The organism is Leptospira bouyouniensis, from assembly GCF_004769525.1.
Lineage (GTDB): Bacteria > Spirochaetota > Leptospiria > Leptospirales > Leptospiraceae > Leptospira_A > Leptospira_A bouyouniensis.
The window spans coordinates 73,196-98,018 of sequence record NZ_RQFT01000001.1 but is presented as its reverse complement, the minus strand read 5'-3'; the positions used below and the strand labels follow the sequence as shown (position 1 = coordinate 98,018).

Below are 24,823 nucleotides of genomic sequence, written 5' to 3'. Positions count from 1 at the left end.
AATGTTTCAGAATACAAAACAAAAGTTAGCCCTTGGTACATTGTTTGCTATATTATGCCTAATTATTGTTAGTTTTCAATCGAAACCGATCACAGGAAAAACAGAAACAAAATCCTCACTTAAAAAAACAGGTTTAACTCCGGATCCTTTTGCATTGTACCAAAGTATCCCTCCCTATGCTTCCGAACTTACATATTCTGATTTGCCTTCAAGTGTAGATTTAAGTCCCGATTTTCCAACTCCAATGGACCAAGGGACAGGCAAAGATAACGTTGGTTATACGGTCGGATATGGGCTAATTTCGTATTTAGAAGCACAAAAAAAAGGAATCAGAAATTTATCTTCGATTGGACCAAGTTCAGCAAATGGTCAAAAAGTTCTCTACTCCGCCAACTTTATCTACAACCAATTGAATAGTGGAAAAGACCAAGCCGTTTCACTACTTGATGCTTTGGTCCTTGCTACCAGTCGTGGTTCTGTTCCCATAGAATTTATGAATGAGTCTGGTACAGGTTTACGTGTCAGGCCAAAAGCAAATATCGTGGAAATTGGAAGAAAAGCAAGGCTCAATCGTATTTTTAAGATTGAACCACACGACCTCGTTTCCGTAAAATTAGCGTTAACTGAGAAAAAACCAGTTTTAATTGGATACTTGGTGTATGAAAACTTTTTAGATCCGAAACCCGAATCGATTTTTCAACACGGTAACGGAGAAGTGTTAGGTGCCCAATCATTAGTGATACTTGGATTTAATGACAAAAAAAAGGCATTCCGTGTTTGGAATACTTGGGGTAACCAATGGGGAGACCAAGGTTATCTTTGGATTTCTTATGAAAGTTTTCCAAAATACACAAAGTCAATTTATGTAGCAGATTCTTTTGAAGAAAACCAATTACTTTCGGAATCAAAACTCATGCATGCTTTGGATTCATTAGAATTTGGCGAACATAATTTATTCCCTCCGAAGGAAGTATATGCTTCAAGAGGTGACTTTTCCGACAGAATTCGAATTTCTTGGTCGAGTGAAAAACGGGCAATTGGGTATGAAGTGTATAGAAAACGTAAAATTGATACCAAATACCAATTAGTTGGTTTATCCAAACAACCTTACTTCGATGATTTTGGCGTACAAAAAAACACAGCCTACCATTACCGAGTCGCAAGCCTAGACGAAAATTATCTATCGAAACCTTCCATTGACTCAAATGATGGTTATGCATCGGAACCAACAAAAACTGCAGGTATTCTACCAGTCACTAATTTACGTGCATCCGTAGCACCCACAAATGATCGTATTGTATTAGAATGGGATTACCAAACAATCCCTACTACATATATTGTCTATAAATGGAATGCGATGGCACGAATCTTTCGGTTTCTTGGGAAAACAGATAAAAATACCTATACAGACTTAAAGGCAAGTCGTAATGGAGATAATGAAATTTACCAAGTAGTACCTGAAAGAAACCAATTAGAAGGTGAAGCAAGTTATTACGTATCCGCACATCTAGATCCATCAGAAGTTTTAAAACCTAGACCACAACATTTTACTGCTTCCAAAGGACTTTATCCAGGAGTGACCGTCTTACAATGGGAAGGTTCTCCGAGCGCAACAGCTTATCACATCTTTCGCAAATCGAATGGTAATTGGAAACGAATTGCAAAAACGACAGAACTACAATTCAAAGATGAAGATACATCAGGAAAAGAGTCATTTTATGCAGTTACTTCTGAGTTTGAAGGAGAGATGTTTAGCCTTCCTTCAGAACCAGATGTTGGGTATGCATCCCTTGTCGCTGGTCGGTCTCTCAGCCTAAAAGCACCGACACTTAATGTTACCGAAAATCGAAAATTAAGCGAATTTTGGTTTAGTTGGAATGCGATACCTAAAGTAACCTCTTATAAAATTTTGATGAGAAAAAAGAATGAAGAAGAATGGAGTTTGGTCAAAGAAACTTCAGATACTAATTTTAAATTACAAAACTTAGCAAAAAATCAGTTTTATTTTTTCGTTATCCAATCGGTACAAAAAGGAATTGGTGAAAGTTTATATTCAGTCCCTGTGACTGCCGTTTTATCTGAAACGGTTCAAGATGTAAAAAAGGTAAAAACGTTTGGTGAATCCGCCATACAAAAGTTTATCGGTCCTTGGACCGCTATGTATTGGGATGGAAAAAACAAGGTAAAACCTGTTCGTTTGACCATTGAAGCTGAGGATGTGGAAGGAAACATCATCATGAAATGGAATGAAAACGAAATCTTTAGAGGTAGAAACATCATTGATTCTGACTCCATCGAAGAAAAAGGAAAATGGAAAATCAAACTTTCACCCAGTTATGAATCATTATCGGGTGAATTTGAAGACAAAGGTTTGGTTCCTGAAAAAAGCCAATTGTCTTTTATACGTGAATAAACACAAAATCCACGATCCAATCAAATCGTGGATTTCATTTTTCAAAAATTACTCAAACAACTGCTAGGTTGTCAAAATACTGTTTAGGAATTTTCCATGGTCTTTTTTTTGCAAAATCAAAAAAGATCGCAGAAAAATTTGCCTCACATACCAAAACTCCATCAGAACTTCGGAACATTGTTTGTACAACAGTTCCTCTAACGGCCGTCATATCCCGGAAACCCGTTTCAATCCGTACCACATCTGGGTGTCCTAAAGGTTTGTGGTACGTTAGCTCCGCTTTTAAAACAACTGGGCCAACCAAATTTTCTCTCATTTCGCGGATTGAAAATCCAATCGATTCCAAAGCCTGCATCCTAGCTTCATCAAAATACGATTGGTAAACACCATTATTAACATGTCCATTCGCATCTAAGTGGCTCCAAAGGACAGGAATTTCGGCAGTATGTATGACTTTCATGGGGACTTTCTCCTCTTTTTACTCATTTTAGACAGACCGACCTGTCTGCCAAGTTCTAAAACAGACAATTCTGTCTATTTTTCTTTGCGATTTCTGGAATTCTGATACAATGGACATAAATGAAAACGTCTCCGAAAGTTAGGATTCTAGGAATCGCCAAAAATCGGTTTTACCGACAAGGGTATTACCATACGGGGATCAACCAAATCATCAAAGAGTCGGAGACAGCAAAGGCAAGTTTTTATGACCACTTCCCCTCCAAACAAAGTTTAGGTGTAGAAGTGATCCGAGCGTATGGCGTGGATGTGCTTGTTTGGTTTCGTGAAATCCTTCGAAAGTCCCCTACACCGAAAGCTTTCATTTCTGAAATGAAAAAAGCAATCTTACAACAAATCCACTCAGATGATTCTTATTACCAAGGTTGTCCCATTGCTATTTTTTCATGTCAATTCCCAGTCGGGGAACAGCCGTTTAGTGATGAGTTTAGACTAATTGTATCTCGTTGGGAATCCATCTTTGTTGTCCGCATTCAAAAATGGAAAAAAGAAAATCTAATTCTAAATTCCACAGATGAAATCGCATTGGCAAGAGATTTAATCAATTTATATGAAGGCTCTTTAATGAACTGGAGAATCTCAAGAAATGAAGAGTATATCACCCGAGTGTTTATCCAAATGCAGGAAAGGTTAGAACTTCAATTTAAAAAATAGTTCCACTTTCACAATTTTTTCGGCATACCTTTTCAAGCCCAATACAACTTCCAACGATCGCTGCCAAATCTGCGTTACTATATTCTGATGCACCTGTTGAAATTCTATAAAATGAATCGTTACGTAAGAAACATGCTCCTTCAATAGTGGAACATTTGTTCCTTTCGTAACAAGCAGAACGAAATGAAAAAGGTGCCCCACAACTAAAAAGTAAAAATCCAATTAGGAAAAAACGAAAACCTTTCATAAAGAAACGATTTGATTTTCAAATTCTGTTTTTGCTAAAGAAGATATTTTTTTCAGACTTCCCGATTGGTTCTGGAATTTCACTTTCCCTTTGATGGTAACAGGTACATCAAATAATACCTCTCCTTCGACAACCAATTCTTCGCAATACAACAAAGAAGGTAAGGATACGAACAATGCATCAAATTGTTGGATTTTTTTATAATGTTTTTCATCTAGTGAGATCAAGACCTCACCGAGACCTTTTTCCTTTCTTTCATTTGCCATGGTAAGGGAAAAATCTTCATTTAATATATACGCATCAGAACGACGGATCAAATAATCTTCTGTTTTTTTGACAGGAGCAAATCGATCCCTAGGGATGATGATGCCTTTGAACTTGGAAAAATTACCAACTGCACTTCCCATTGCTGTTTCGAGTTGGATGACCTCTTGTCCATCGACTTGTTTTGGATTAACGATAAGAGAAAGCGAAAAATTGCCTTGGTTAAATCTTTCTTTTAATGCTGCCAAATTAATCCAAAGATTATTTGTAGAAAAGGTTCTAAATTTCCCAAGTCCACTAAATTCATGTTCGTGTTCTTTCGGAACTTGAGCAGTTTCTAAAAGTTCATACTGAACCATTTTACCATCAACTAACTTGCGATAAATGGCTCCCCCTTTTTTATCAGCGAGAGTTTTTGGCGTCATCTCCATGGCAAAATGGATGTTTTCTTTTAATAAATAAGAAACAATTTGCGGGTCAACCGTTGCCCCTAAATTATCTCCATTGGAAAGGAAAGCAATTTCATATCCTTTTGATAGAAGTTCATCTAATATCCCTTCTTCCATCATGGTGAAATAAATATCACCATGCCCAGGTGGACACCAATTGTCTTTTTCCACTTTTGAGCGAATGGGTGCGAAAGTTTTAGAAACAAGCCTTGGGACTTTGTGTTGTAAAAAACTAGAACGTAACGACTGTTTAAATCCGCTTTGTTTCAATTCTTTTTGGGAATCTTCTTGGGTATTGTAAGAATCCATAAAAAGGAGGGGAACGTCGATCCCATACTTACGACGCAGGTATTCGATTTGTTTTGCCATAACGGAGAGAAACGACAAATTCCCTTTGATAGGAATTAATGATTTGGCTTTATCCAGACCCATGCTGGTCCCAAGTCCACCATTCAGTTTGATGACAACCAATTTGGAAAGGAGAGACCGATCAAGCGGGTAAGAAGTATGAATTTCTTCGAGAGAAATTTCATCGGTTTTTGGATCCAAATCCCCTACTTCCTCCCAACGAACAAAGCCTGTTTCGCCATTCCGTACTGCATCTACTTTTAGAATAAAATCTGCAATAAACGAATCCGACAGTCCGGCATTTTTCATAGTTTCGCGGATCAATTGGTCAGAGGTTTCTTTCTCCATTTCATTTCCCTTCATGTGGTTCCCCTAGTTCAATCCGGTGGGGTTCTTCGGAAATACCCGGATTCCAGAAAAAAAAGACGAGGATGTTTCGGCCTTCTTCTTTCGGAACCGGAGTTGTCCCTTTTCTTTCATACTTTGGCATAAAAACTTCAAAATTGTACACCCAATACTTTCCTTTTTTGCGAGATATCTGACGAATCCCTTGGTTTAAGGGGTCTTTTCGTAAGAGTTTTCCATATGGGAGTGGGTATTTTGTCTCCCAAATTTGTGGGAGTAACTTGGTTGCTTCATCATAATTGCCAGGACTTGCCCAAACGACGTAAGGAATTACCAAAATCGAAAGAATGACTCGTACCAAATGGAACATAGGTTACTAAAAGGCAATCCTATGTGGCTATGGTAATCGGTCAATTCAGGAATTCTGTCCTTACGATTGATTTTCATAGACAAGAATTGTGTCAGATTGAATCATTTAATTCATGTTTCGATTCATTGAATATCTGGAACGATTTTGGGCTTTATTGTCATTTTACCTCCCTAGTCATCTCTCGATTGAAAACAATAAGGATAAAAATATTCTCATTGTCCCTGGGTTTAAGGCAGGACGTTTTTATTATGCTAGGTTAAAATCCAATTTAGACAATTTGGGATTTAAAGTAGGGATTTTGTCAACTTTACGAAATCCAACTTCTTTAGAAGAAGCAGTGCAGTATCTTGCCAAACAAATCTTAACAGCACCTAACGAAGTTACCTTGATTGCGCATAATACTGGTGGACTTTTAGTTTTGATTTTACCAGATGAAGCAAGACGAAAAGTCAAACGACTTATTACTTTAGGGACACCTTTTCATGGCTCCGATCGTTTCACAAATACTCGTTACTCTTATTGGGGATTTGAATCTGATTGGGTGAAAACAAATTATAAAAATGCTTTGTTTTTTCCTTTGTTCCAACCTTTATCAGCAATTGAAGACTTTAGTTTTCCACCTCAAGAAAGTACTGAGTTTGGACAAGGTAGAGATTTATGGTTTGATATACCAGGGAATTATAACCTCGTACGACGAAATGAAAACATAAGAACATTACGTGAATTTTTAGGTACTCCAAAAGATAATATCAATCTTACACAAAACCCAAAAGCAAATCCTGAGTTTGCCGTTCCTAAAAAAATTGAAGTTGATTTTTCTAAATACGAACCTGCGGTATATAAAAAAAATAAAGAAAAGATAACAAAACAGAAGTCTTCTACTAACAAAGAGAAGGCGAAATTGTCATCAAAAGCAAATTCTACAGGAAAATCATCAACAAAGCCAGTTCAAAAAGGGAAATCTATCCCTAAACCGAAGGCAAAGCCGAAAAAGAAATCGAAACGATAAAAATAAAAAAGGCTGTCCACCAAACGATGGACAGCTTTCTCAACTTCAAACTTTGTTTGAAACTAAACTTTTTTTAATTCTTTTACACATGCAAGGCAACTATCTCGGCATTCTTTACATACCGCATGATGATTTGCATGTTTGTCGCATTCTTTTGCACAAGCTTCACAAACTTCGATACAAAGATTTGCTAGTTTTTTTGTAAAAGAAGAATTCTGGCTCGCAAGTTTCACAAACGAGTCACATAAGCTAATCACTTCACGAGTGGAAGCTGCACAAACCGCCATGGCTTTGTCACCTTTTCCAAGTTCGGTAAGGCAATGACTCAAACAAACCTCAGCTGACAATTGGCAATGGACAGCAGCCATCATCGCCTTTGCATACTTCGATTTCCCTGCGGTTGGCATGGTGCCAGAGTGGTCATGGTCTTCTGCAGAAAGTGTGGATAAGATTCCAGAAACGGCCACTGCCATCCCTGCTTTTTGTAATAATTCTTTGCGATTCATATCGTAGTCCTTCAAATTGATTTTAATGAGATTCAAAATAAAAAATGCATTCACCTGATGGAAAGGTGTGGCATTTTCAAATCAGAAGTCGGATGGTACGAGTGGGAAAATGAGGAGGGAGTTTGGTTTGGGTTTTTATTCCATGAATTTGTTTTGGATTATGAACCAAAAAAGAGGAAGAAAACGATAAATTTCCATGCGCGACTACAACCGTTTCTAGAGGTTTCCCGACAGAAACCGGAGAATCGGAGACAGTTTGCAGTGATTCCAAAACAATGGGACAATCACAACTCTCTTTGTCGGTCTGATCACTTTGTGCCGTTTGGTGGCAAGGGGGAATGGATGTTTTTTCTACAAATGATTCGGCTGAAAGGCATACTCCAAATAGGGAAGATTTACAACCTAAATACAAAAGAAACAGTAGAATGAATCCAAAACTTGCCTTACGTTTCATATTTGTCCCTGTCTCTTAGACGAAATTCCTAACCTTTACTTTATCAGTTAAAACAAATTCTTCAAGCCTTTTCCTGCGACAATAAAAGTTCCAATGGTGGAACCAAACTGCGGAAGGAAAAAAACCAAAAAAATATGAAGGACTCGGTTTTTCCAAAAACCAACAAATGTCTCGGAATCTTCTGCGATCCTTTCAAAATCTTCTACTAATGGTTTTCGTAAATATGACTCCGACAAAGCACTTACCCAACCTGCTTTAAATATTGGTACAAATGTTCCAATGGGTGCCGTAATGAAAGCAAGGATAATGGAGATTGGATGTGCCCAAGCAATGATCGCTCCAAGTGCTGCAAGCCCTCCTTTGATGTAGATGAGTTTGGAAAATAATTCCATCCCAGCCTCACCACCTTGGCTCCAAGTGGTATAACCGATAAGCCCCGCAAAGAATACTGGATATAAAATTAAACTAAAACTATCCCAAAAATTTGATTTCGGCACTTCGTCTAACACTGACAAGTTGTTTTGTAATTCAATGTTCCTTTCGATCCCTGCCAAATGCCCGGCCCCAACCACAGCGACAACTTTTTTTACTTTTTTATCTAAGGTAGCCAATCTGATTTTTTCAGCTAGGTATACGTCCCTTTCATCGATGATTACGTTTTTCACTGATTCGTATTTTTTAGGAATTTGTGAAAATAGATCTTTTAAGATATCATCGGATTTCATTTCTTCAATTTTTTCATCCGAAACATCTTCTTTGACAAGAAGTGATGCAAGTAGTGCACTGAAGAGATACATCTTTGAAAAAAAACCAACATTTCCCCAAGATCGTTTGAGTGTGGTTTGGATCTCACGATCAACAGCGAGAACTGGTTTTTTCAATGCCCTACCGAGACTGATTGCCTTTCTCATCTCGTCTCCCGGTTTGATATCTTGGTTCCCCATCTTTTTTTGGAAAGAGGATAAGATAAGACTCGAAAGTAGTAACCACATCTTACGTTCTTTGAATACTTTAAAAATATCTAATTTTTTAAGATAGTCAGGGTCTTCCACAGACTTCATTCGTGATTCACATAACTCAACACAAATGACATCTGGTTTGATACTTTGGATCATTTTTTCGACTTCTTCCACACTTTGTTTGGAAATGTGGGCAGTTCCTAAAATATGGACTTCTGTTTTGTCAATGGTTTTAAAAAGGTAAGGTTCTTTCGTTTTGAAACCTTTTTTGGTAGATTTTCTAGCTGGAGTAGTTTTTTTGATTGAACGCATAATGAGAAGTGACTATCTATTATACCTAAATAATGGTTCCTCTCTCTAGAAACAAGTAGAATGTCTATAAAATCCAAAATCATCAATGTGGGAATTGCTGACATCAAGGTCGGAAAGGATACGGATATACTCCGAACTACATTGGGTTCCTGTATTGGAATCGTATTGTATGACCCTGACCAAAAAATCGGTGCCATCTCACACATCATGCTCGCAAAAGATCCAACTGGAAAAGACATGAGTAAGTTCCCTCATAAATATGGAGAAACAGCGCTCCCGATCCTCATTGATATGATGAAAAAAGAAGGCTCAAATATTGGGCAATATTCTTGTCGGATTTTTGGGGGAGCATCCATGTTCAAAGGGATCAATTCCCAATTTTTACAAAACATTGGGGAACAAAACATTTTGATCGTCAAAAAGTTTATGGAAGAAAAAAAAATTCCGATCATTGTGGAAGACGTATCTGGTAACGAAGGAAGAACCATCAGTCTCTATTGCGATGACGGTCGCGTTTTGCTAAAAAAAGCTGGTATGGAAAAATACCTTTATAAGGTGCGTTAGGCGATATGCTAAAATCAAAAGTTGATGAAGTATTACAAGACGTTAACAAATTACCTGCCATTTCATCGGTTGTTTCCAAAGTTTTGGAAAAATTGCAAAAACCAGATGTGAACATTGCTGACTTAGCACAGGAAATTTCTAAAGATCCTGCAATCACAGCCAATGTAATCAAACTCTCGAATTCTGCATATTATCGTGCGTCAAAACCCATACGAACTGTCCAAGAAGCTCTGTTGACTCTTGGAATCAAAACGGTGAAAGAAATTGTATTGTTAACGGCAGCGAAAGGAATCCTTTCGCAAGACCTTAATAGTTACCAACTAGAAGCGGCACAACTATGGACTGCATCCTTACTCGTTGCAGAACTTTCGAGTAAGATTGTCCAACATAAAAAGTTGAAAATTGATAAGGACCTCGCTTTCACATCCGGATTACTCTGTAGTGTAGGTAAAATTGTACTCGCACAGTTTTTTAGTCCAGTGATGATGCAAATCAAAACAGATCTGAAAGACAACCAAGAACCATTCCCTACTTTGGAAAAAAAATACTTCGGTTACACACATATGGAAGTATCCGAATCACTTCTAAAACGTTGGAATTTCCCCGAGGAACTGACTGATGTGGTGGCAAATTACCTCAATCCTGAAAATTCAAAAGTAAATCCACTGCTTACATCCGTTGTGCACATAGCGAGTATACTTATCGTTGTTTCTGGGATCGGAATTGACATTGGTGGAGAATCGGTTCCCATTTCGCCATTTGCACTCAGTCAAACAGGCGTTACGGATTCTGACATTGAAACTTATTTTGTCCATATCCCTGATTTACAAGCAGGACTTGCTGATTTGTTAAATGTTTAAATCAAATCGTAAGTTAGTTTCAATATGAATATCATATTAATCGGAGCAAGAGGTGCGGGAAAATCAAAAGTTTCTCGTTCCCTTTCCAAACAAACAGAAATTCCCGTGGTCTCCACAGATTCTATCGCAGTTTACGAAGCGGGTGGCATACCAATCCCAGAATTTGTAGAAAAAAATGGATGGAAGGCATTTAGAGAATTAGAATATTCCATTTTACAAAAATTACAAAAAGCAAATGGGATCATTTTAGATTGTGGTGGTGGGATTTTATTTGATTTGGATGAGATGGGGAATGAAATTAAAAGTGAAAAAAAATTACAAACCCTAAGGAATATCGGGCGGATTGTATACTTAGAACGTGGAATCGATGAACTTGTCGAAAAAGTGAAAGGTGACAAAACAAGACCCGATCTTTCCAAAATCACTTCTTACAAAACGATTTTAGAAAAGCGAATACCCGTTTACCAAGAAGCAGCTCATTTCAAATTAAATCTTTCGAAACTTTCCAAAGAAGAAGCGGCCGAAAAGATTTTAGATTGGATTGGGATCAAATAATTTAGATTTGTTTCCGCATTGTATTGAATATAAAGTTTTTTTACATTTGAACCATGTTATTTCCAATGGGATCACCAACTTCCACTCGAACCTCCACCCCCAAAACTTCCCCCTCCTCCACTAAAACCACCACTGGATGACCCACCACCGGAACTCCAACTTCCACCTGACGAACTGCCAGATGAATAAACCACAGAATCAGAAATTTTATTTGAGATCATTTTTACCCATACAATTCTTTCCCTCGTTAGGCGGACAAAAAGAAATCCAAAGATATAGATGAAATTACATACGAGCCAACCATAATACCCGTAAAAAATGGAAGGCACCCATTGGAAAAAAATAAGCAAAAAGAAAAATGACCAAATACTATTGTCTTCTTTATGGAAAGCTAAGATAGTTGCAAATAGGAAAATGATACCAACAAAAACAAGACCAATAAGGTACAAGTGCCAACCATCTTTGGCACCAATCCCCCGAAAGGATTGAAACTCTTCCCAAAGACTAGGTTCTTCTGGTGTGATTCCTGTATCCAATGTGGAAAGGAGATCATTGAGTCCGGTACTGACCCCTTCTTCATACTCACCTGATTTAAAATGAGGGATCATAAATTTTTGAATCACACGGTGGCAATAAACATCGGTGAGAATTCCTTCCAAACCATATCCAACTTCTATTCTTACCTTTCTATCATCGATTGAAAGTACAATGAGTACACCATTATCCAAATTCTTTTGTCCTAATTTCCACTCTTCCGCAACTTTTAGGCTGTATTCTTCTAAAATTTCACCTTCTAACGAACGTATGATGAGAATTGCAATTTGGTTGGTAGTTTTTTCTTCGTGTTCTTTTAAAATTGTTTCCCAAACCTCTGCACTCGTTTTTGATATGGTTCCTTGTTCCCAGGTAACTCTTCTTTCTAATCGAGGAATCTCTTTTGCATCCAAACCAAATGGGATGAGATGCAGAAGGAAGATAAGATAAATTCCAAAACGAAGGTCTGAAAATAAAAATTTCATCGCCTTAGGGTAGTTGACAAAACTAAAAAATCAAAGATTTTTTTTAAGCTGTGGAAACAACTTTTTTATCGGATGCTGTTTTTGTAAATGCAGGAACATTGAACAAGTATCTATTCCTTTTCGGAATTGTATTTTGGCTCACCCTTGCTTTTTCGGGGATTTGGATTTGGAAAAAAACACAAATTGGGAAATTGGGTTTTCTCTTTACCTTCGTGAGTTTTCTCCCATTTAGTTTTTTGTGTCACCAGTCTTATGAAGAAAATGATGAATTTATATACCAACTCAAAATCGATAAAAGCAAAAATCAGATTGTTTTCGGTGATTCAAAGGAACCAGATATAAATTTCCCGATCGAAGAATTTGTATCCTATCAAATCAAATCGGAATCCGAATCAAAAAAAGATGGAACAAGGTATACAGATACGATTTATGTGCACCACAATTCAGGCTTGTTACTTCCTGTTGCTACCGTATCCGTAAAACATTACAAAAATAATTCAGATAACTTTAGTCGTTACGCAGCACTTTCAAGAGAATTCAAAAAATTTTTTAGAATCTTACCACTTCCGGTTGAAACAGAAACTGGCAAACCATTTAAAGACCTACTCGTCAAACCTGAGTTACCAATCGAAATAAAAAATAGAGAATCGATTCAAACTATCAATTTAAATTTGAAATCCAATGTACGAAAACAAATAATAACACCTAACGATACTACTGCGAATTTGTTTCCCATCGTTTGGAAACATAAAATTATCAATGCGAATTGGTATTTTTTATTTTCCCTTTTGGCGATCGGTCACCTTGGGGCATTCCTTTTTGCCTTCAACTTTCAAGAAGGCCATAAAAAGAATATGGGTTGGGGGATCTTGATCTTGTTTTTTGGGTACCTTTCCTTTGGTTCTCAGGTTTATTTTTGGATTTTACCAAAATCAAAGACGGAATACACAATTGAATCTTTAGAATACGGATATCGATTTTATTCACTCAAGGAAGATAAGAAAAACTTGGAGGGGGAATGGATTCCCAATTCTGAAAAAATCGCATTTCTGGAATTACCACAAAAGACCCTTCACATCCAAACCAAACTCGCCTATGAAAAATCAAAAGCATTGATCGATTCCTTAGAAAACCCAACGGAGGGTTGGGAAGAGACTATAAAATTAACAAAAGAGACCTATGATGCCTCCGATTGGGAACGCTGGGATTTAAGCGATCTTCCTATGGAAGTTGCAGTTCGCTTCTTTCTTGTACTGCGCTAGTTTTTGGATTGAATTTAATTATGCTATTTATATATGCATAAAATATATTATATAGGCATATTGTACTCAATATAGACATTTCTTTCACTTTCATTTTGCCTAAAAATAAATCATTTTGCTGAAAACAAAATAATTGGACAGTACACCTGGATTCGAAAACAAGGTACAGTAATTGCTTTAGAGTAGGGTACGTATGTCAAAATCTAACCAACCACCCATCCTTCCGCCACTCGGCCCACAGGCCCAAGGTATGTATGATCCTGCCATGGACAAAGACTCCTGTGGTGTTGGTTTTATCGCAAATTATAAGGGCAAACGTTCCCGTGACATCGTAGACAAAGGGATCCGCCTGATGTGTAACCTCGAACACCGAGGAGCAGAAGGTGCGGACCCAAAAACGGGAGATGGTGCAGGGATTATGATCAATATCCCCGATGCTTTTTTCCGCAAAAACCTACCCTTCACCTTACCTAAAGAAGGTGATTATGCAGTTGGATTTTTATTCTTACCGCAAAATGCAGAAGTAAGAGCGGCAGTCGAAAACGTAATCGAAAAAATCATCATTGATGAAGGGGAAGATTTTCTTGGATTCCGAGATGTCCCTGTGAACAAAGAGTATGCAGGGGTCGTTGCTTCCAAAACCATCCCTGTCTTCAAACAAGTGTTCATCGGGAAAAAATCCAAAAAAATCAAAACTTCTGATGATTTTGAAAGAAAACTATTCCTTATCAGACGACTCATCGACAGAAGAATTCGTGCAGAACTGAAACTCGATCGTTCCCAATACTACGTTCCAAGTTTTTCTTCCCGTACGATTGTATACAAAGGGATGTTGCTTGGTGACCAAGTAAAAAAATTCTATGAAGACTTAAAGTCACCAGACCTCACTTCGGCGTTTTGTTTGACTCATACAAGGTTTTCCACAAATACCTTCCCTACTTGGGACTTGGCTCACCCGTATCGTCAAATTGCGCACAACGGTGAAATCAACACTTTACGCGGAAACATGAATTGGATGGCAGCTCGTCAGATGGTGATGCAATCTCCGTTATACGGTGATGAACTCAAAAGAATGCTTCCCATCGTTATGGAAGGTCAATCGGATACAGCTACTTTTGATACTGTCCTTGAATTACTTGTGATGGGAGGAAGGGCATTACCACATGCTGTCATGATGATGATCCCAGAAGCTTGGTCAAAAAACAAGGCAATGGACGCCGACAGACGTGCGTTTTACGAATACCATGCGACATTTATGGAACCTTGGGATGGTCCTGCTGCCATTGCCTTTACTGATGGAAGGATCATTGGTGCCACTCTTGACCGTAATGGATTAAGACCAGCGCGTTATATTGTTACAAAAGATGATGAAGTGATCATGTCATCTGAAGCAGGAGTTCTCAACCTTCCACCAGAAGAAGTCCTTGTCCAAGACAGACTTCGTCCAGGTAGAATGCTTCTCATCGATATGGAAAAAGGTCAGATCCTTGACGACGAAGAAATCAAAAAACAAATCTCGACCCAAAAACCATACCGTAAATGGGTTGAGGACAATATGATTCGATTGGGATCACTCCCTGATCCTGAGAACGTCAAACAACCGCAACACGAAACGATTTTAGAAAGACAAAGGGCGTTCGGATATACACATGAAGATGTATTTACCCTCATCAAACCAATGGGAGTTTCAGGAGAAGAACCTGTTGGTTCCATGGGTGTTGACTCATCACTTGCTGTCCTCAGCGAAAAACCACAACCCCTCTTCCGATATTTTAAACAAAACTTTGCACAGGTGACAAACCCGCCGATTGATCCAATCCGAGAAGAACTTGTGATGGAGCTTACGACTTATATTGGACCAGAAGGGAATCTTTTATCCGAAGAACCAGAACATGCTCATAGGCTTGAGTTGGAACACCCAATCCTTACCAATGAACATTTTGAAAAAATCAAACAAATCAGTGAAGGGCATTTCAAAGCAAAAACTTTCGAAATTCTATTCGATCCATCCAAAAAACATGATATGCGTAACTCTCTCGATCGTGTTTGTGCTGATGCAGCAAAAGCGATTCGGGAACAAGGAGTCAATCTCATCATCTTAACCGACCACGGTGTGGGTGAAAAAAGAGCAGCTATCCCATCTTTACTTGCGGTAGCGGGTCTCCACCACTACCTCATCAGAGAAGGACTCCGCACAAAAGCGGGTATCGTTTTGGAATCTGGGGAACCAAGAGAAGTAGCCCACTTTGCTCTGTTATGCGGATATGGTGCAAATGCCATCAACCCTTACTTAGCATTTGAAACGATTGCAGACTTGTCGTTACAAGGACTTCTGCCAGAAGTCTCTGACTACAAAGAAGCAAAGAAAAAATATATCAAATCCATTGGGAAAGGACTTTTCAAAGTTTTCTCAAAAATGGGAATTTCCACATTACAATCGTATTGTGGGGCGCAAATTTTTGAAGCAGTAGGTCTTGATTCAGAACTTGTAAACACTTACTTTGCAGGAACACAATCACGTATTGAAGGCCTTTCTTTAGAGATGTTGGAAGAAGAAACGGTTCGTCGTCACAAATCGGCATACGACCCAACTTTTTTCCCAAATAACTTAGAGCCAGGTGGAGTACATTATTACCGTAAAAATGGTGATAGCCATCTTTACACACCGATCACAGTTCATAAATTACAAAAGGCAACACAAGAAAACGATTACAAAACGTTCAAAGAGTTTTCGGCTCTCATCGACAACCAAAATGAAAGAGCGATCACACTCCGAAGTTTGTTCCAATTGGATTTCGAAGGTTCCAAAGCCATCCCAATCGAGGAAGTGGAATCAGTAAAATCCATCCTCAAACGTTTCCAAACGGGAGCGATGAGCCATGGTTCCATTTCTTGGGAAGCACATACTACTCTTGCCATTGCTATGAACCGCATTGGAGCCAAATCCAATACGGGTGAAGGTGGAGAAGACCCAGTTCGTTTCAAAACCTTACCGAATGGAGATAGCATGCGTTCGGCGATCAAACAGGTTGCTTCCGCAAGATTTGGTGTGACAATGGAATACCTCACCAATGCTGATGACATCCAAATCAAAATGGCGCAGGGCGCTAAACCAGGTGAAGGTGGACAGCTACCAGGCCATAAAGTCGATAAATACATTGGTTGGTTACGTTACTCCACACCAGGTGTGACACTGATCTCCCCTCCTCCTCACCATGACATCTATTCGATTGAAGATTTAAAACAGCTCATCTTCGATTTAAAAAATTCAAACCCTAGAGCACGTATCTCCGTCAAACTCGTTTCGGAATCGGGTGTGGGGACTGTGGCAGCAGGTGTGGCAAAAGCACATGCGGATCATATCCTCATTGCAGGGCACGAAGGGGGAACAGGAGCAAGTCCAATTTCTTCTATCCACCATGCGGGAACTCCTTGGGAACTTGGACTTTCGGAAACCCACCAAACACTCGTTGCGAATGGACTTCGTGATCGTGTTTACCTCGCCGTAGATGGAAAACTCCTGACGGGAAAAGATGTGGTTGTGGGAGCTCTCCTTGGTGCAGAAGAATTTGGATTCTCCACTTCCGCACTTGTATCAGTGGGTTGTATCATGATGCGTAAATGCCATCTCAATACTTGCCCAGTGGGAGTTGCTACCCAAGATGAATTTTTGAGAAGTAAGTTCACAGGAAAACCTGAGTACGTTGTGAACTTTATGACCTTTGTTGCGGAAGAAGTTCGTGAGATCATGGCAAAACTTGGTTTCAGAACGTTCGAAGAAATGATTGGCCAAGTGGAAAAAATCAAATTCAAACGACCACACCACCACTGGAAGGCACGTGGTTTAGATTTTAGCAAAGTGCTCCATAGACCAAACCCTGTTTTCCCAACAGGTCTCTATCGTGCCAAAGAACAAAACCACCACTTGGATGAACAAATTGATAACGAACTCATTCGCAAATCCCTTGCAGCGATTGACCACAAACAACCTGTGAAAATCCAAACAACCATTGTGAACCTAAACCGTTCTGTGGGAACAATGCTCAGCCACGAAGTCACGAAAAAATATGGTGTGGATGGACTCGCAGAAGATACAATCGACATCGAATTCACAGGAACCGCAGGACAGTCGTTTGGTGCTTTTGTGACCAAAGGGATGACACTTCGCCTCATTGGAGAAGGAAACGATTATGTTGGGAAAGGACTATGTGGTGGAAAACTCATTTTCCAAACTCCAAAATCGGCTCCGTACAAAGCCGAAGAAAACATCGTCATCGGTAACACTTGTTTTATCGGGGCAACTGGTGGTCATGCTTATGTCAACGGGATGGCTGGCGAACGATTCTGCGTGAGAAATTCCGGAGCCCATGTCATTGTAGAAGGAACTGGAGACCATGGTTGCGAATACATGACCGGGGGACGAGTGATCATTCTTGGTGAGATTGGCCGTAACTTTGCTGCTGGTATGTCTGGTGGAATTGCTTACCTTTGGGATCCGAAGAAAAACAAAGAGGCTCTCATCAACAAAGAGATGGTCGACTTAGATCCGTTAACCGACGCATCTGAAATTGCCGAAATCAAAAAGATGGTAGAAGACCATAAAAAATACACTGGTTCCAAACGTGCAGAAGAAGTTCTAAACAAATGGGATGAAGTAATCAAACAAATGATCAAAGTGATTCCGAGAGATTACAAAAAAGCCTTAGAAAAAATGGCTTCTGAAAATGGATCGGGAAAACAAATTAAAGAGGGGGTAACAGCTCGTGGGTAAACCAACAGGATTTTTAGAATTTAAGAAAGAATACCTTCAAAAGATTGAACCGAAGGAAAGAGTTAAAAACTACAAAGAGTTTGAAAAACCTTTCCCTGAGGCTGTTGCCAAAGACCAAGGGGCTCGTTGTATGGACTGTGGGATTCCATTTTGCCATGGCGATACAGGTTGCCCAGTAGACAACCTCATTCCTGAATTCAATGACTTTGTTTATCGGGGTCGATGGAAAGAAGCTTGGGAAAATTTATCCAAAACTAATAACTTCCCTGAGTTCACAGGAAGGTTATGCCCTGCTCCTTGTGAATCAGCTTGTACCCTTGGAATCATTGAGCCACCAGTTTCCATTAAGTCCATCGAACGGACCATCATTGACCGTGCTTGGGAAGAAGGTTGGGTCATCCCACAAACTCCCACGTCTAAATCAGGAAAAAAAGTTGCCGTTGTTGGATCAGGTCCTGCAGGACTTGCCGCAGGACAGCAGTTAGCTCGTGCCGGGCATACAGTGACAATCTTTGAAAAAAATGATCGTATCGGTGGCCTACTCCGTTACGGAATCCCTGATTTTAAAATGGAAAAAAGACATATTGACCGCCGTATGAAACAAATGGAAGCGGAAGGTGTTACATTTAAAACGAATGTAAACGTGGGTGTTGATATCACCGCAAAACAACTTTTAGCTGACTTTGATGCAGTGGTTCTCGCTTGTGGTTCTGAAGTTCCAAGAGACTTACCAGTAGAAGGACGTAACCACAAGGGCATCCATTTTGCTATGGAGTTTTTAACCAAAAACAACAAACACGTTGCAGGTGATGCAATCGATATCATAAATGCAAAAGACAAACACGTGATTGTCATTGGTGGTGGTGATACTGGTTCTGACTGTGTGGGAACTTCCAACAGACATGGTGCCAAATCAGTCACTCAAATTGAACTTTTTCCTGAACCACCAAAAGACCGCGACAAGTCCACTCCTTGGCCTTTGTATCCAAAGATGCTTCGCACTTCCACTTCTCATGAAGAAGGTGTGAGCCGCAAATGGGCCGTTTCGACAATGGGTTTTAAAGCCAACGAAAAAGGAGAAGTGAGTGCCATTTATGGATCAGAAGTGAAAGAAGAAAATGGAAAGTTCCTTCCAGTCCCTGGAACCGAGTTTGAATGGCCCGCCGACCTCGTCTTTTTGGCGATGGGATTTGTGAACCCAGTCAAAGAAGGCCTCCTAGCTGATTTGCAAAAAGAAGGTCTGGAACTGGACGGTCGAGGCAACGTGAAAGCTGATTTCGGTACAAAAGATGGTTCTTTTGCGACAACTGTCCCAAAAGTCTATGCTTGTGGAGATGTCAGACGAGGACAATCCCTGATTGTTTGGGCAATTTCCGAAGGCAGAAAATGCGCTGACCAAGTGCACCAATTTTTGACATCGGAAGTAGAAGCTTAAACTCTAGACAGATATTTTTAAGAACCACATTTGGAACAAACTTTCTCGTAACAGGGATAATTTGTTTCCAATTGTGGATGTTGTTTCGATTTGTCTTTGGCAAAAAAATTCTTGCCTAACTTCCAAATTGCTAAAATCATTGGAGAGACCAATTGGAACGTAGCAAGTATCACTATAAATATTGTAAGATAATATTCCAACATTTGAGACTCCCTTGAAACTAACTGAAAAACAAATCCTAAAAATCGCAACTCTTTTGGTAGTCCTTTCGGCCAACCTAAACGCAGAGAACATCCTACTTAAAAAAGGTGGAACTCTCAAAGGGAAGGTTGTAGAACAAGACCAATACAAACTTAAAATTAGAAAAGAAGACGGAACAACTGTTGTTTTAAGCAAAACAGAAATTTTAAAAGTTGTATATAAAGACCACCTAACAGCCGCAGAGGAAGATAAACTCAGAAAAGCGGAAGAAGAAAAAGAACGAATCAAACGTGAAAAAGAAGAAGCTGCAAGGCTCAAAAAAGAGCAAGAGGATGCTGCTCGTTTAGAAAAAGAAAACGCTAAAAATAATGCTGCATTAGAAGCGGAAGCGAAACGTAAACAAGAAGAAGAAGCAAAACTCGCAGAAGCAGAAAAAAAGAACCTAACACGTAACGGTGCCGCTTGGCGATCTGCTGTTCTGCCAGGTTGGGGTCAATGGAAACAAGGCAGAAAAGTGCAAGCCTTTGTTTATCCTTCGATCATTGCTGTGGGACTCTTTTTTACGTATGACAAACACCGCATGTATTTAAATGCAAAAAGAGATTATAATAATTTAGATAACCCTTATACAACCAATGGACTTATCCGAGCTGCCTTTACACCACAAACCGCAGCGGTGTCACCAGCTGAAGCTGTGGTCATAAGCCAAGTGGGACCATTTAAAGGCCAAAGGGAATCTGTTGAAAGGCATTACCAAGAAATGCAATACATAGGTATTGCCACCTTACTTGTGTATGTTTGGAATATTTTTGATGCTTATTACTTTCACCCAACTGGTTCAGGTCTTAGTATCGATGATACAAGAAAAGAAAAGTTTTTCCTTCATTCAAGTGTAGACAGAGTTGGATATCACCCAACTGCGATTGCAGGTGATAGAGGAATTGAACACCGTACACAATTAGGTTATGAAGTCACCTTCTAACCAGAATTATACTACTCCTACCAGTCTCATTACTTAGATCAATTCTAAATCTCAAATCCACTCTTGACAAAAATCAAGAGTGGAACAAAGCCCTGTTTCCCTGTTTTTCTTTCTTTTCTTCGTCGTCTTTGTATAAAGGATTAAGTTCTCTATATATACGGAACTGATAAAGATTAAGGAGAGAAACATTGGCTACGGAAAAAACTCAATATGACGATTTTATCGTAAAAGGGTTTATCATTTCAGCGTTAGTCTGGGGCGTTGCTTCTATGACATTTGGTGTCATCATTGCGTTCCAACTTGTGTATCCACAGCTGAATTTGGAATTACCTTGGACGAGCTTCGGAAGATTACGACCATTGCATACAAATGCTGCCATTTTTGGATTTGCATTAAGTGTGATCTTCGCCACTGCTTATCATACAGTACAAAGACTTTGTCGCACAAGAATGTGGAATGACACTCTTTCCAAACTGCATTTGGCATTATACAACTTATCGATTGTTTTAGCTGCAATTACGTTACCACTTGGTTACAGCCAATCAAAAGAATATGCTGAATTAGAATGGCCTATCGACTTACTGATTGTTGTATGGTACGTTATCTTTTTTGCAAACTACCTAATGACAGTGCTCAAACGAAAAGAAGAACAAATGTATGTTGCCATTTGGTTTTACATTGCTTCGTTTGTAACGGTTCCCCTACTTTTCATTGTGAATAACATTGTGATCCCTGCTGGATTTTTAAAATCGTATTCAGTTTATGCAGGTGTTTTCGATGCAAATATCCAATGGTGGTATGGACACAATGCCGTGGCTTTCGTTTTAACCACTCCATTTTTGGGACTGATGTACTACTACCTCCCAAAACACATCAAACAACCAATTTACTCACATAGACTATCCATCATTCACTTTTGGTCTCTCATCTTTATCTACATTTGGGCAGGCCCTCACCACTTATTGTATTCACCAATCCCTGAGTGGTTACAAACTACAGGAATGGTATTTTCCATCATGTTATGGATGCCATCATGGGGAGGTATGTTAAATGGATTTTTAACACTTACCCAAGCAAAAGACAAAATCAAAGTGGATGCAACCCTCAAAATGATGTTAGCTGCTGTAACTTTTTATGGTATGTCAACATTTGAAGGACCGCTTCTTTCCATCCGAGCAGTATCCGCTCTTGGACACAACACTGACTGGATCATTGGTCACGTTCACTCTGGAACCCTTGGTTGGGTTGGATTTATGTCTGCAGCTGCATTGTATTACCTAGTCCCTAGACTTTGGAATGCTAACCTCTATAGTGAAAAATTGGCGAATGCTCATTTCTGGCTCGGAACTCTCGGGATCTTACTTTATATCATTTCGATGTGGGTATCTGGTATCACAGAAGGTTCAATGTGGAGAGCCGTTGGCGAAAACGGTGAACTCGTTTACAAAGACTGGGTTGAAATCGTTGAGTTTTTAAAACCATTCCGTTTATTCCGAGCGATTGGAGGGACACTCTATCTAACAGGGATTATCCTTATGGTGTATAACTTTATCAAAACCATTCAAAACAAAGACAGTGGTTTTGTGGAACAAGACTTACGTATAGGAGTGAAATCATAATGTTTGGTTTTAGCAAATTATTAGATTGGTTTTCAGAAATTGCTGACCGTTGGGACACAAAAGGGGTTAAGTTTACTGTCTATACAACCATTGCGGTTGTGATTGGTGGACTCTTTGAACTCATCCCACCGTTTTTTTTGACAAAAACAGTCACACCTATTTCCACAGTGAAACCTTATTCCGCATTGGAACTAGCAGGTCGTGATACATACCAAAAGGAAGGTTGTATTGGTTGCCACACTCAGATGGTTCGACCTTTCAAATGGGAAGTGGATCGTTTTGATCCAACCAAATCTTATGGCAGAACTGGTTACTCAAAAGGTGGTGAGTTTGTATACGACCATCCATTCCTTTGGGGTTCCAAACGAACTGGTCCAGATTTAGCTCACGAATCACAAATGTTACGTTCTGACGAGTGGCACAAAAACCATTTGATTAACCCAAGAACTGTTGGTGGAGTTCCCAATTCAATTATGCCAGCATACCCTTGGTTGTTTGAAGAATCTCATAAAGTGGATGTGGAACAAGTTGTTGCTAACATGAAGGCTCTCAGATCCATCGGTGTTCCTTACACAGATGAAGACTTGGCAAATGCACCTTCGCTTCTAAAAGATAAAACAGAAGGGCAAGCACTTGTTGCTTACTTACAAAAACTTGGTCGTGACTCCGCAGAGTTACAAAAAGGAATGAAGTAACGGAAATGAATGACGCTGACCTTCTTCTCATCTACAAAAGTTTGCGATTGCCGATCCTTGTGATCGCAATTGCTTACATTACCTACTACGTTTATAAAAAACGTACCAAAGACGAAATGGAAAAACCCAAGTATCGAATGCTTGAGGAGGATTAATACGAATGAAAGAACCAAAAGAAGTAGACGGAATCTTCCAAGCCGACAATCCAATGCCACCTTGGTGGAAAATGGTGTGGCTTATCAGTATCATCGTATCCATCGGTTATGTTGTATACTTTCACTGGTATTCTGAATGGCCACAAGAGGTTGCTTTTGAAAAGGAAGTGGCAGAACATGAAGCACAATTCCCAGCCAAACAACCGATAGTTGCCAATACAGAAGATGGATCTAATCCATACCGAGATGATGCAGTTGCGATCAAAGAAGGCGAAGGAACCTACAAACAAATTTGTTCAGCTTGCCACGGACCTACTGCTGAAGGTGCGGTTGGTCCTAGTTTAGTTGATAAAGATTGGATTCATGGAAATACTGATAAAGAAGTATTTCATAACATCATGAAAGGGATTGGACCAGAAAGGCAAAAACTGAACCGAGGTGGGATGCCCGCTTGGGAAGGTTTAGGAGCTGAAAAAGTCTATGCTGTCATGGCATGGCTTGCAACTAAAAACAGTACTCTCGTAAAGGCAAAGTAAAGATGATCATTTCAAGACCACAATCAGGAAAAGTAAGGACACGTAGAAACTTAGTCATGAGTTTTCTCGTGGGATTATTTTTAGTCGCTCCTTGGGTGGTGTTACCGGAAGGTAGCCCTCTCATCCGCCTAGACATTCCCAAAAGAATGTTTCACCTGTTTGGTGGTCTTTTTATCCCACAAGAAGGGCTTATCTTATGGTTTTTCCTTCTTACTATGGGTTTATCACTTTTCTTTTTTACATCCGTCATCGGCCGTGTTTGGTGCGGATGGGGTTGCCCCCAAACGATTTATACCGACCTCTTCGATCGAATTGGTCGGTTTGTCTTAGATTCAAAATATGGGAAAAAAGATGCATCTATCATCGGTAAATATACAGTTTATCTTTTATGGATCATTGTTTCATTTATCGCATCATTCCATTGGATTGCATACTTTGTTAGCCCATATGAAATGTTAGCGGACTATTTAAATTTATCATTTTTATCCACAACATACTTCTATTTTACTTTATTTTTTACTGCAGCGATGTTTATCGACATCGGTTTTATTAGAGAACAATTTTGTCGTTATGCTTGTCCTTATGCAAGATTCCAAACTCTCCTTATGGATGAACATTCATGGAATGTCACATATGATTTCAAACGAGGGGAACCTCGCCGTGATGGAAAAACAAAAATCGGAGATTGTATCGCATGTAATATGTGTGTGGTGGTATGCCCTACTGGCATTGACATCCGCGATGGTTTACAAGTGGGATGTGTTGCTTGCGGGAAATGTGTGGATGCATGCACATCCATTATGGCAAAAGAAAACAAAAAAACTCTAATTGGGTATTTTTCACTCAAACAAATTGAAACGGGCGATAGAATAAAATGGGTCCGACCAAGAACTGTTGTGTATGCAATCTTACTGACTGTTGTCTTAACGGGAGCCGCCATCCAACTCATCACAAGGACACCTATGTCAATGATTGCTGCCTCGAACAAATCGATGCCACCGATCCTCATACCAGACAATAAAATCAGAGCCTTCGTGGCTTTACGCATCCAAAATATAGCACCTGTGGAAAAAGAATTCCAACTATCTGCATTTGACACAAGGCATGGTAAAGAAATTTTGATTCGATCAGGAGAGGACAACAACCAATTCAAATTGGGTTCTGGTGAAATTAAAAGTTTTTCTGTGGTTTTAGAAACACAAAGCCTCACAGAACAAGAATTAAATGAAGGTTATTTGCCAGGTTCCATTGTTCTTAAAAATTCCCAAGACCCAGATGAAAAATTAGAGAAAAAATTATCATTATCTCTACCAAGGAAATAAT

Annotated in this window: 23 protein-coding genes; 15 read left to right on the top strand and 8 right to left on the bottom strand. The window is 39.4% G+C overall.

Annotation, left to right across the window (positions count from 1 at the left end; all coding sequences use genetic code 11):
* Nucleotide 1: 1 nt before the first annotated feature.
* A complete protein-coding gene (locus EHQ43_RS00485; protein ID WP_135769871.1) occupies nt 2-2,413 on the top strand; it encodes a fibronectin type III domain-containing protein in 2,412 nt (803 codons plus the stop codon).
* Between the two features lie 52 nt (nt 2,414-2,465).
* Here the strand turns inward: EHQ43_RS00485 and EHQ43_RS00480 are convergent, their stop codons facing one another.
* Nucleotides 2,466-2,873 carry an acyl-CoA thioesterase gene (locus EHQ43_RS00480; RefSeq protein WP_135742726.1) on the bottom strand — a complete coding sequence of 136 codons (408 nt, stop codon included), beginning with the start codon at nt 2,871-2,873 and terminating at the stop codon, nt 2,466-2,468.
* A gap of 119 nt (nt 2,874-2,992) precedes the next feature.
* Here EHQ43_RS00480 and EHQ43_RS00475 point away from each other — a divergent pair, with 119 nt between their 5' ends.
* Nucleotides 2,993-3,583 carry a TetR/AcrR family transcriptional regulator gene (locus tag EHQ43_RS00475; RefSeq protein ID WP_135769870.1) on the top strand — a complete coding sequence of 197 codons (591 nt, stop codon included), beginning with the start codon at nt 2,993-2,995 and terminating at the stop codon, nt 3,581-3,583.
* Here the strand turns inward: EHQ43_RS00475 and EHQ43_RS00470 are convergent.
* The 3 genes from EHQ43_RS00470 to EHQ43_RS00460 are packed head-to-tail and all read right to left on the bottom strand — an operon-like array spanning nt 3,573 to nt 5,606.
* Nucleotides 3,573-3,830 (bottom strand): LA_0364 family Cys-rich lipoprotein, encoded by a 258-nt coding sequence (locus EHQ43_RS00470; RefSeq protein WP_135769869.1) that lies wholly within the window; start codon nt 3,828-3,830, stop codon nt 3,573-3,575. The two genes, EHQ43_RS00475 and EHQ43_RS00470, sit on opposite strands and share 11 nt — an antisense overlap.
* Nucleotides 3,827-5,239, bottom strand: a complete 1,413-nt coding sequence (locus tag EHQ43_RS00465) for a UTP--glucose-1-phosphate uridylyltransferase (protein WP_135769925.1) — start codon at nt 5,237-5,239, stop codon at nt 3,827-3,829. The genes EHQ43_RS00470 and EHQ43_RS00465 overlap by 4 nt, the downstream gene beginning before the upstream one ends.
* 1 nt (nt 5,240) lies before the next feature.
* A complete protein-coding gene (locus EHQ43_RS00460; RefSeq protein WP_135769868.1) occupies nt 5,241-5,606 on the bottom strand; it encodes a hypothetical protein in 366 nt (121 codons plus the stop codon).
* A gap of 112 nt (nt 5,607-5,718) precedes the next feature.
* Between EHQ43_RS00460 and EHQ43_RS00455 the strand changes: the two genes are divergently transcribed.
* Nucleotides 5,719-6,615 carry an esterase/lipase family protein gene (locus tag EHQ43_RS00455; RefSeq protein WP_135769867.1) on the top strand — a complete coding sequence of 299 codons (897 nt, stop codon included), beginning with the start codon at nt 5,719-5,721 and terminating at the stop codon, nt 6,613-6,615.
* A gap of 62 nt (nt 6,616-6,677) precedes the next feature.
* Here the strand turns inward: EHQ43_RS00455 and EHQ43_RS00450 are convergent, their stop codons facing one another.
* The 3 genes from EHQ43_RS00450 to EHQ43_RS00440 form a co-directional block, all read right to left on the bottom strand.
* A complete protein-coding gene (locus EHQ43_RS00450; RefSeq protein ID WP_135753830.1) occupies nt 6,678-7,121 on the bottom strand; it encodes a four-helix bundle copper-binding protein in 444 nt (147 codons plus the stop codon).
* Nucleotides 7,122-7,197: 76 nt separating this feature from the next.
* Nucleotides 7,198-7,575, bottom strand: a complete 378-nt coding sequence (locus tag EHQ43_RS00445) for a hypothetical protein (protein WP_135753831.1) — start codon at nt 7,573-7,575, stop codon at nt 7,198-7,200.
* A 47-nt stretch (nt 7,576-7,622) separates the two neighbouring features.
* Nucleotides 7,623-8,846 carry a TraB/GumN family protein gene (locus tag EHQ43_RS00440; RefSeq protein ID WP_135753832.1) on the bottom strand — a complete coding sequence of 408 codons (1,224 nt, stop codon included), beginning with the start codon at nt 8,844-8,846 and terminating at the stop codon, nt 7,623-7,625.
* Nucleotides 8,847-8,906: 60 nt separating this feature from the next.
* Here EHQ43_RS00440 and EHQ43_RS00435 point away from each other — a divergent pair, with 60 nt between their 5' ends.
* Genes EHQ43_RS00435 through EHQ43_RS00425 form a run of 3 tightly spaced genes read left to right on the top strand, consistent with a single transcriptional unit; the run spans nt 8,907 to nt 10,825 of the window.
* Nucleotides 8,907-9,410 carry a chemotaxis protein CheD gene (locus EHQ43_RS00435; RefSeq protein ID WP_135742735.1) on the top strand — a complete coding sequence of 168 codons (504 nt, stop codon included), beginning with the start codon at nt 8,907-8,909 and terminating at the stop codon, nt 9,408-9,410.
* Nucleotides 9,411-9,415: 5 nt separating this feature from the next.
* On the top strand, nt 9,416-10,270 hold the full coding sequence (locus EHQ43_RS00430) for an HDOD domain-containing protein (protein WP_135769866.1): 855 nt from the start codon (nt 9,416-9,418) through the stop codon (nt 10,268-10,270).
* Between the two features lie 24 nt (nt 10,271-10,294).
* Complete coding sequence (locus EHQ43_RS00425) at nt 10,295-10,825, top strand: shikimate kinase (RefSeq protein WP_135753833.1); 531 nt, start codon at nt 10,295-10,297, stop codon at nt 10,823-10,825.
* A gap of 71 nt (nt 10,826-10,896) precedes the next feature.
* Here the strand turns inward: EHQ43_RS00425 and EHQ43_RS00420 are convergent, their stop codons facing one another.
* On the bottom strand, nt 10,897-11,844 hold the full coding sequence (locus EHQ43_RS00420; protein WP_135769865.1) for a TPM domain-containing protein: 948 nt from the start codon (nt 11,842-11,844) through the stop codon (nt 10,897-10,899).
* Nucleotides 11,845-11,894: 50 nt separating this feature from the next.
* Here EHQ43_RS00420 and EHQ43_RS00415 point away from each other — a divergent pair, with 50 nt between their 5' ends.
* The 9 genes from EHQ43_RS00415 (at nt 11,895) to ccoG (ending at nt 24,822) form a co-directional block, all read left to right on the top strand.
* Nucleotides 11,895-13,106: a hypothetical protein gene (locus tag EHQ43_RS00415; RefSeq protein WP_135769864.1), complete on the top strand. Its 1,212-nt coding sequence runs from the start codon at nt 11,895-11,897 to the stop codon at nt 13,104-13,106.
* 193 nt (nt 13,107-13,299) lie between these two features.
* The gene (gene gltB / locus EHQ43_RS00410; protein ID WP_135742512.1) at nt 13,300-17,877 is read left to right on the top strand and encodes a glutamate synthase large subunit; all 4,578 of its coding nucleotides are present in this window, start codon (nt 13,300-13,302) and stop codon (nt 17,875-17,877) included.
* Nucleotides 17,870-19,312 carry a glutamate synthase subunit beta gene (locus EHQ43_RS00405; protein ID WP_135742513.1) on the top strand — a complete coding sequence of 481 codons (1,443 nt, stop codon included), beginning with the start codon at nt 17,870-17,872 and terminating at the stop codon, nt 19,310-19,312. The genes gltB and EHQ43_RS00405 overlap by 8 nt, the downstream gene beginning before the upstream one ends.
* Before the next feature lie 214 nt (nt 19,313-19,526).
* The gene (locus EHQ43_RS00400) at nt 19,527-20,495 is read left to right on the top strand and encodes an LA_0442/LA_0875 N-terminal domain-containing protein (protein WP_135742514.1); all 969 of its coding nucleotides are present in this window, start codon (nt 19,527-19,529) and stop codon (nt 20,493-20,495) included.
* Between the two features lie 188 nt (nt 20,496-20,683).
* Complete coding sequence (gene ccoN, locus EHQ43_RS00395; RefSeq protein WP_108961164.1) at nt 20,684-22,114, top strand: cytochrome-c oxidase, cbb3-type subunit I; 1,431 nt, start codon at nt 20,684-20,686, stop codon at nt 22,112-22,114.
* A complete protein-coding gene (ccoO, locus tag EHQ43_RS00390; protein ID WP_135742515.1) occupies nt 22,114-22,809 on the top strand; it encodes a cytochrome-c oxidase, cbb3-type subunit II in 696 nt (231 codons plus the stop codon). Before ccoN ends, ccoO begins: the two co-directional genes overlap by 1 nt.
* 5 nt (nt 22,810-22,814) lie before the next feature.
* Complete coding sequence (locus tag EHQ43_RS00385) at nt 22,815-22,964, top strand: hypothetical protein (RefSeq protein ID WP_012476538.1); 150 nt, start codon at nt 22,815-22,817, stop codon at nt 22,962-22,964.
* A 5-nt stretch (nt 22,965-22,969) separates the two neighbouring features.
* Nucleotides 22,970-23,500: a c-type cytochrome gene (locus EHQ43_RS00380; protein WP_135753722.1), complete on the top strand. Its 531-nt coding sequence runs from the start codon at nt 22,970-22,972 to the stop codon at nt 23,498-23,500.
* Between the two features lie 2 nt (nt 23,501-23,502).
* On the top strand, nt 23,503-24,822 hold the full coding sequence (gene ccoG / locus EHQ43_RS00375; protein ID WP_135769863.1) for a cytochrome c oxidase accessory protein CcoG: 1,320 nt from the start codon (nt 23,503-23,505) through the stop codon (nt 24,820-24,822).
* Nucleotide 24,823: the final 1 nt, after the last annotated feature.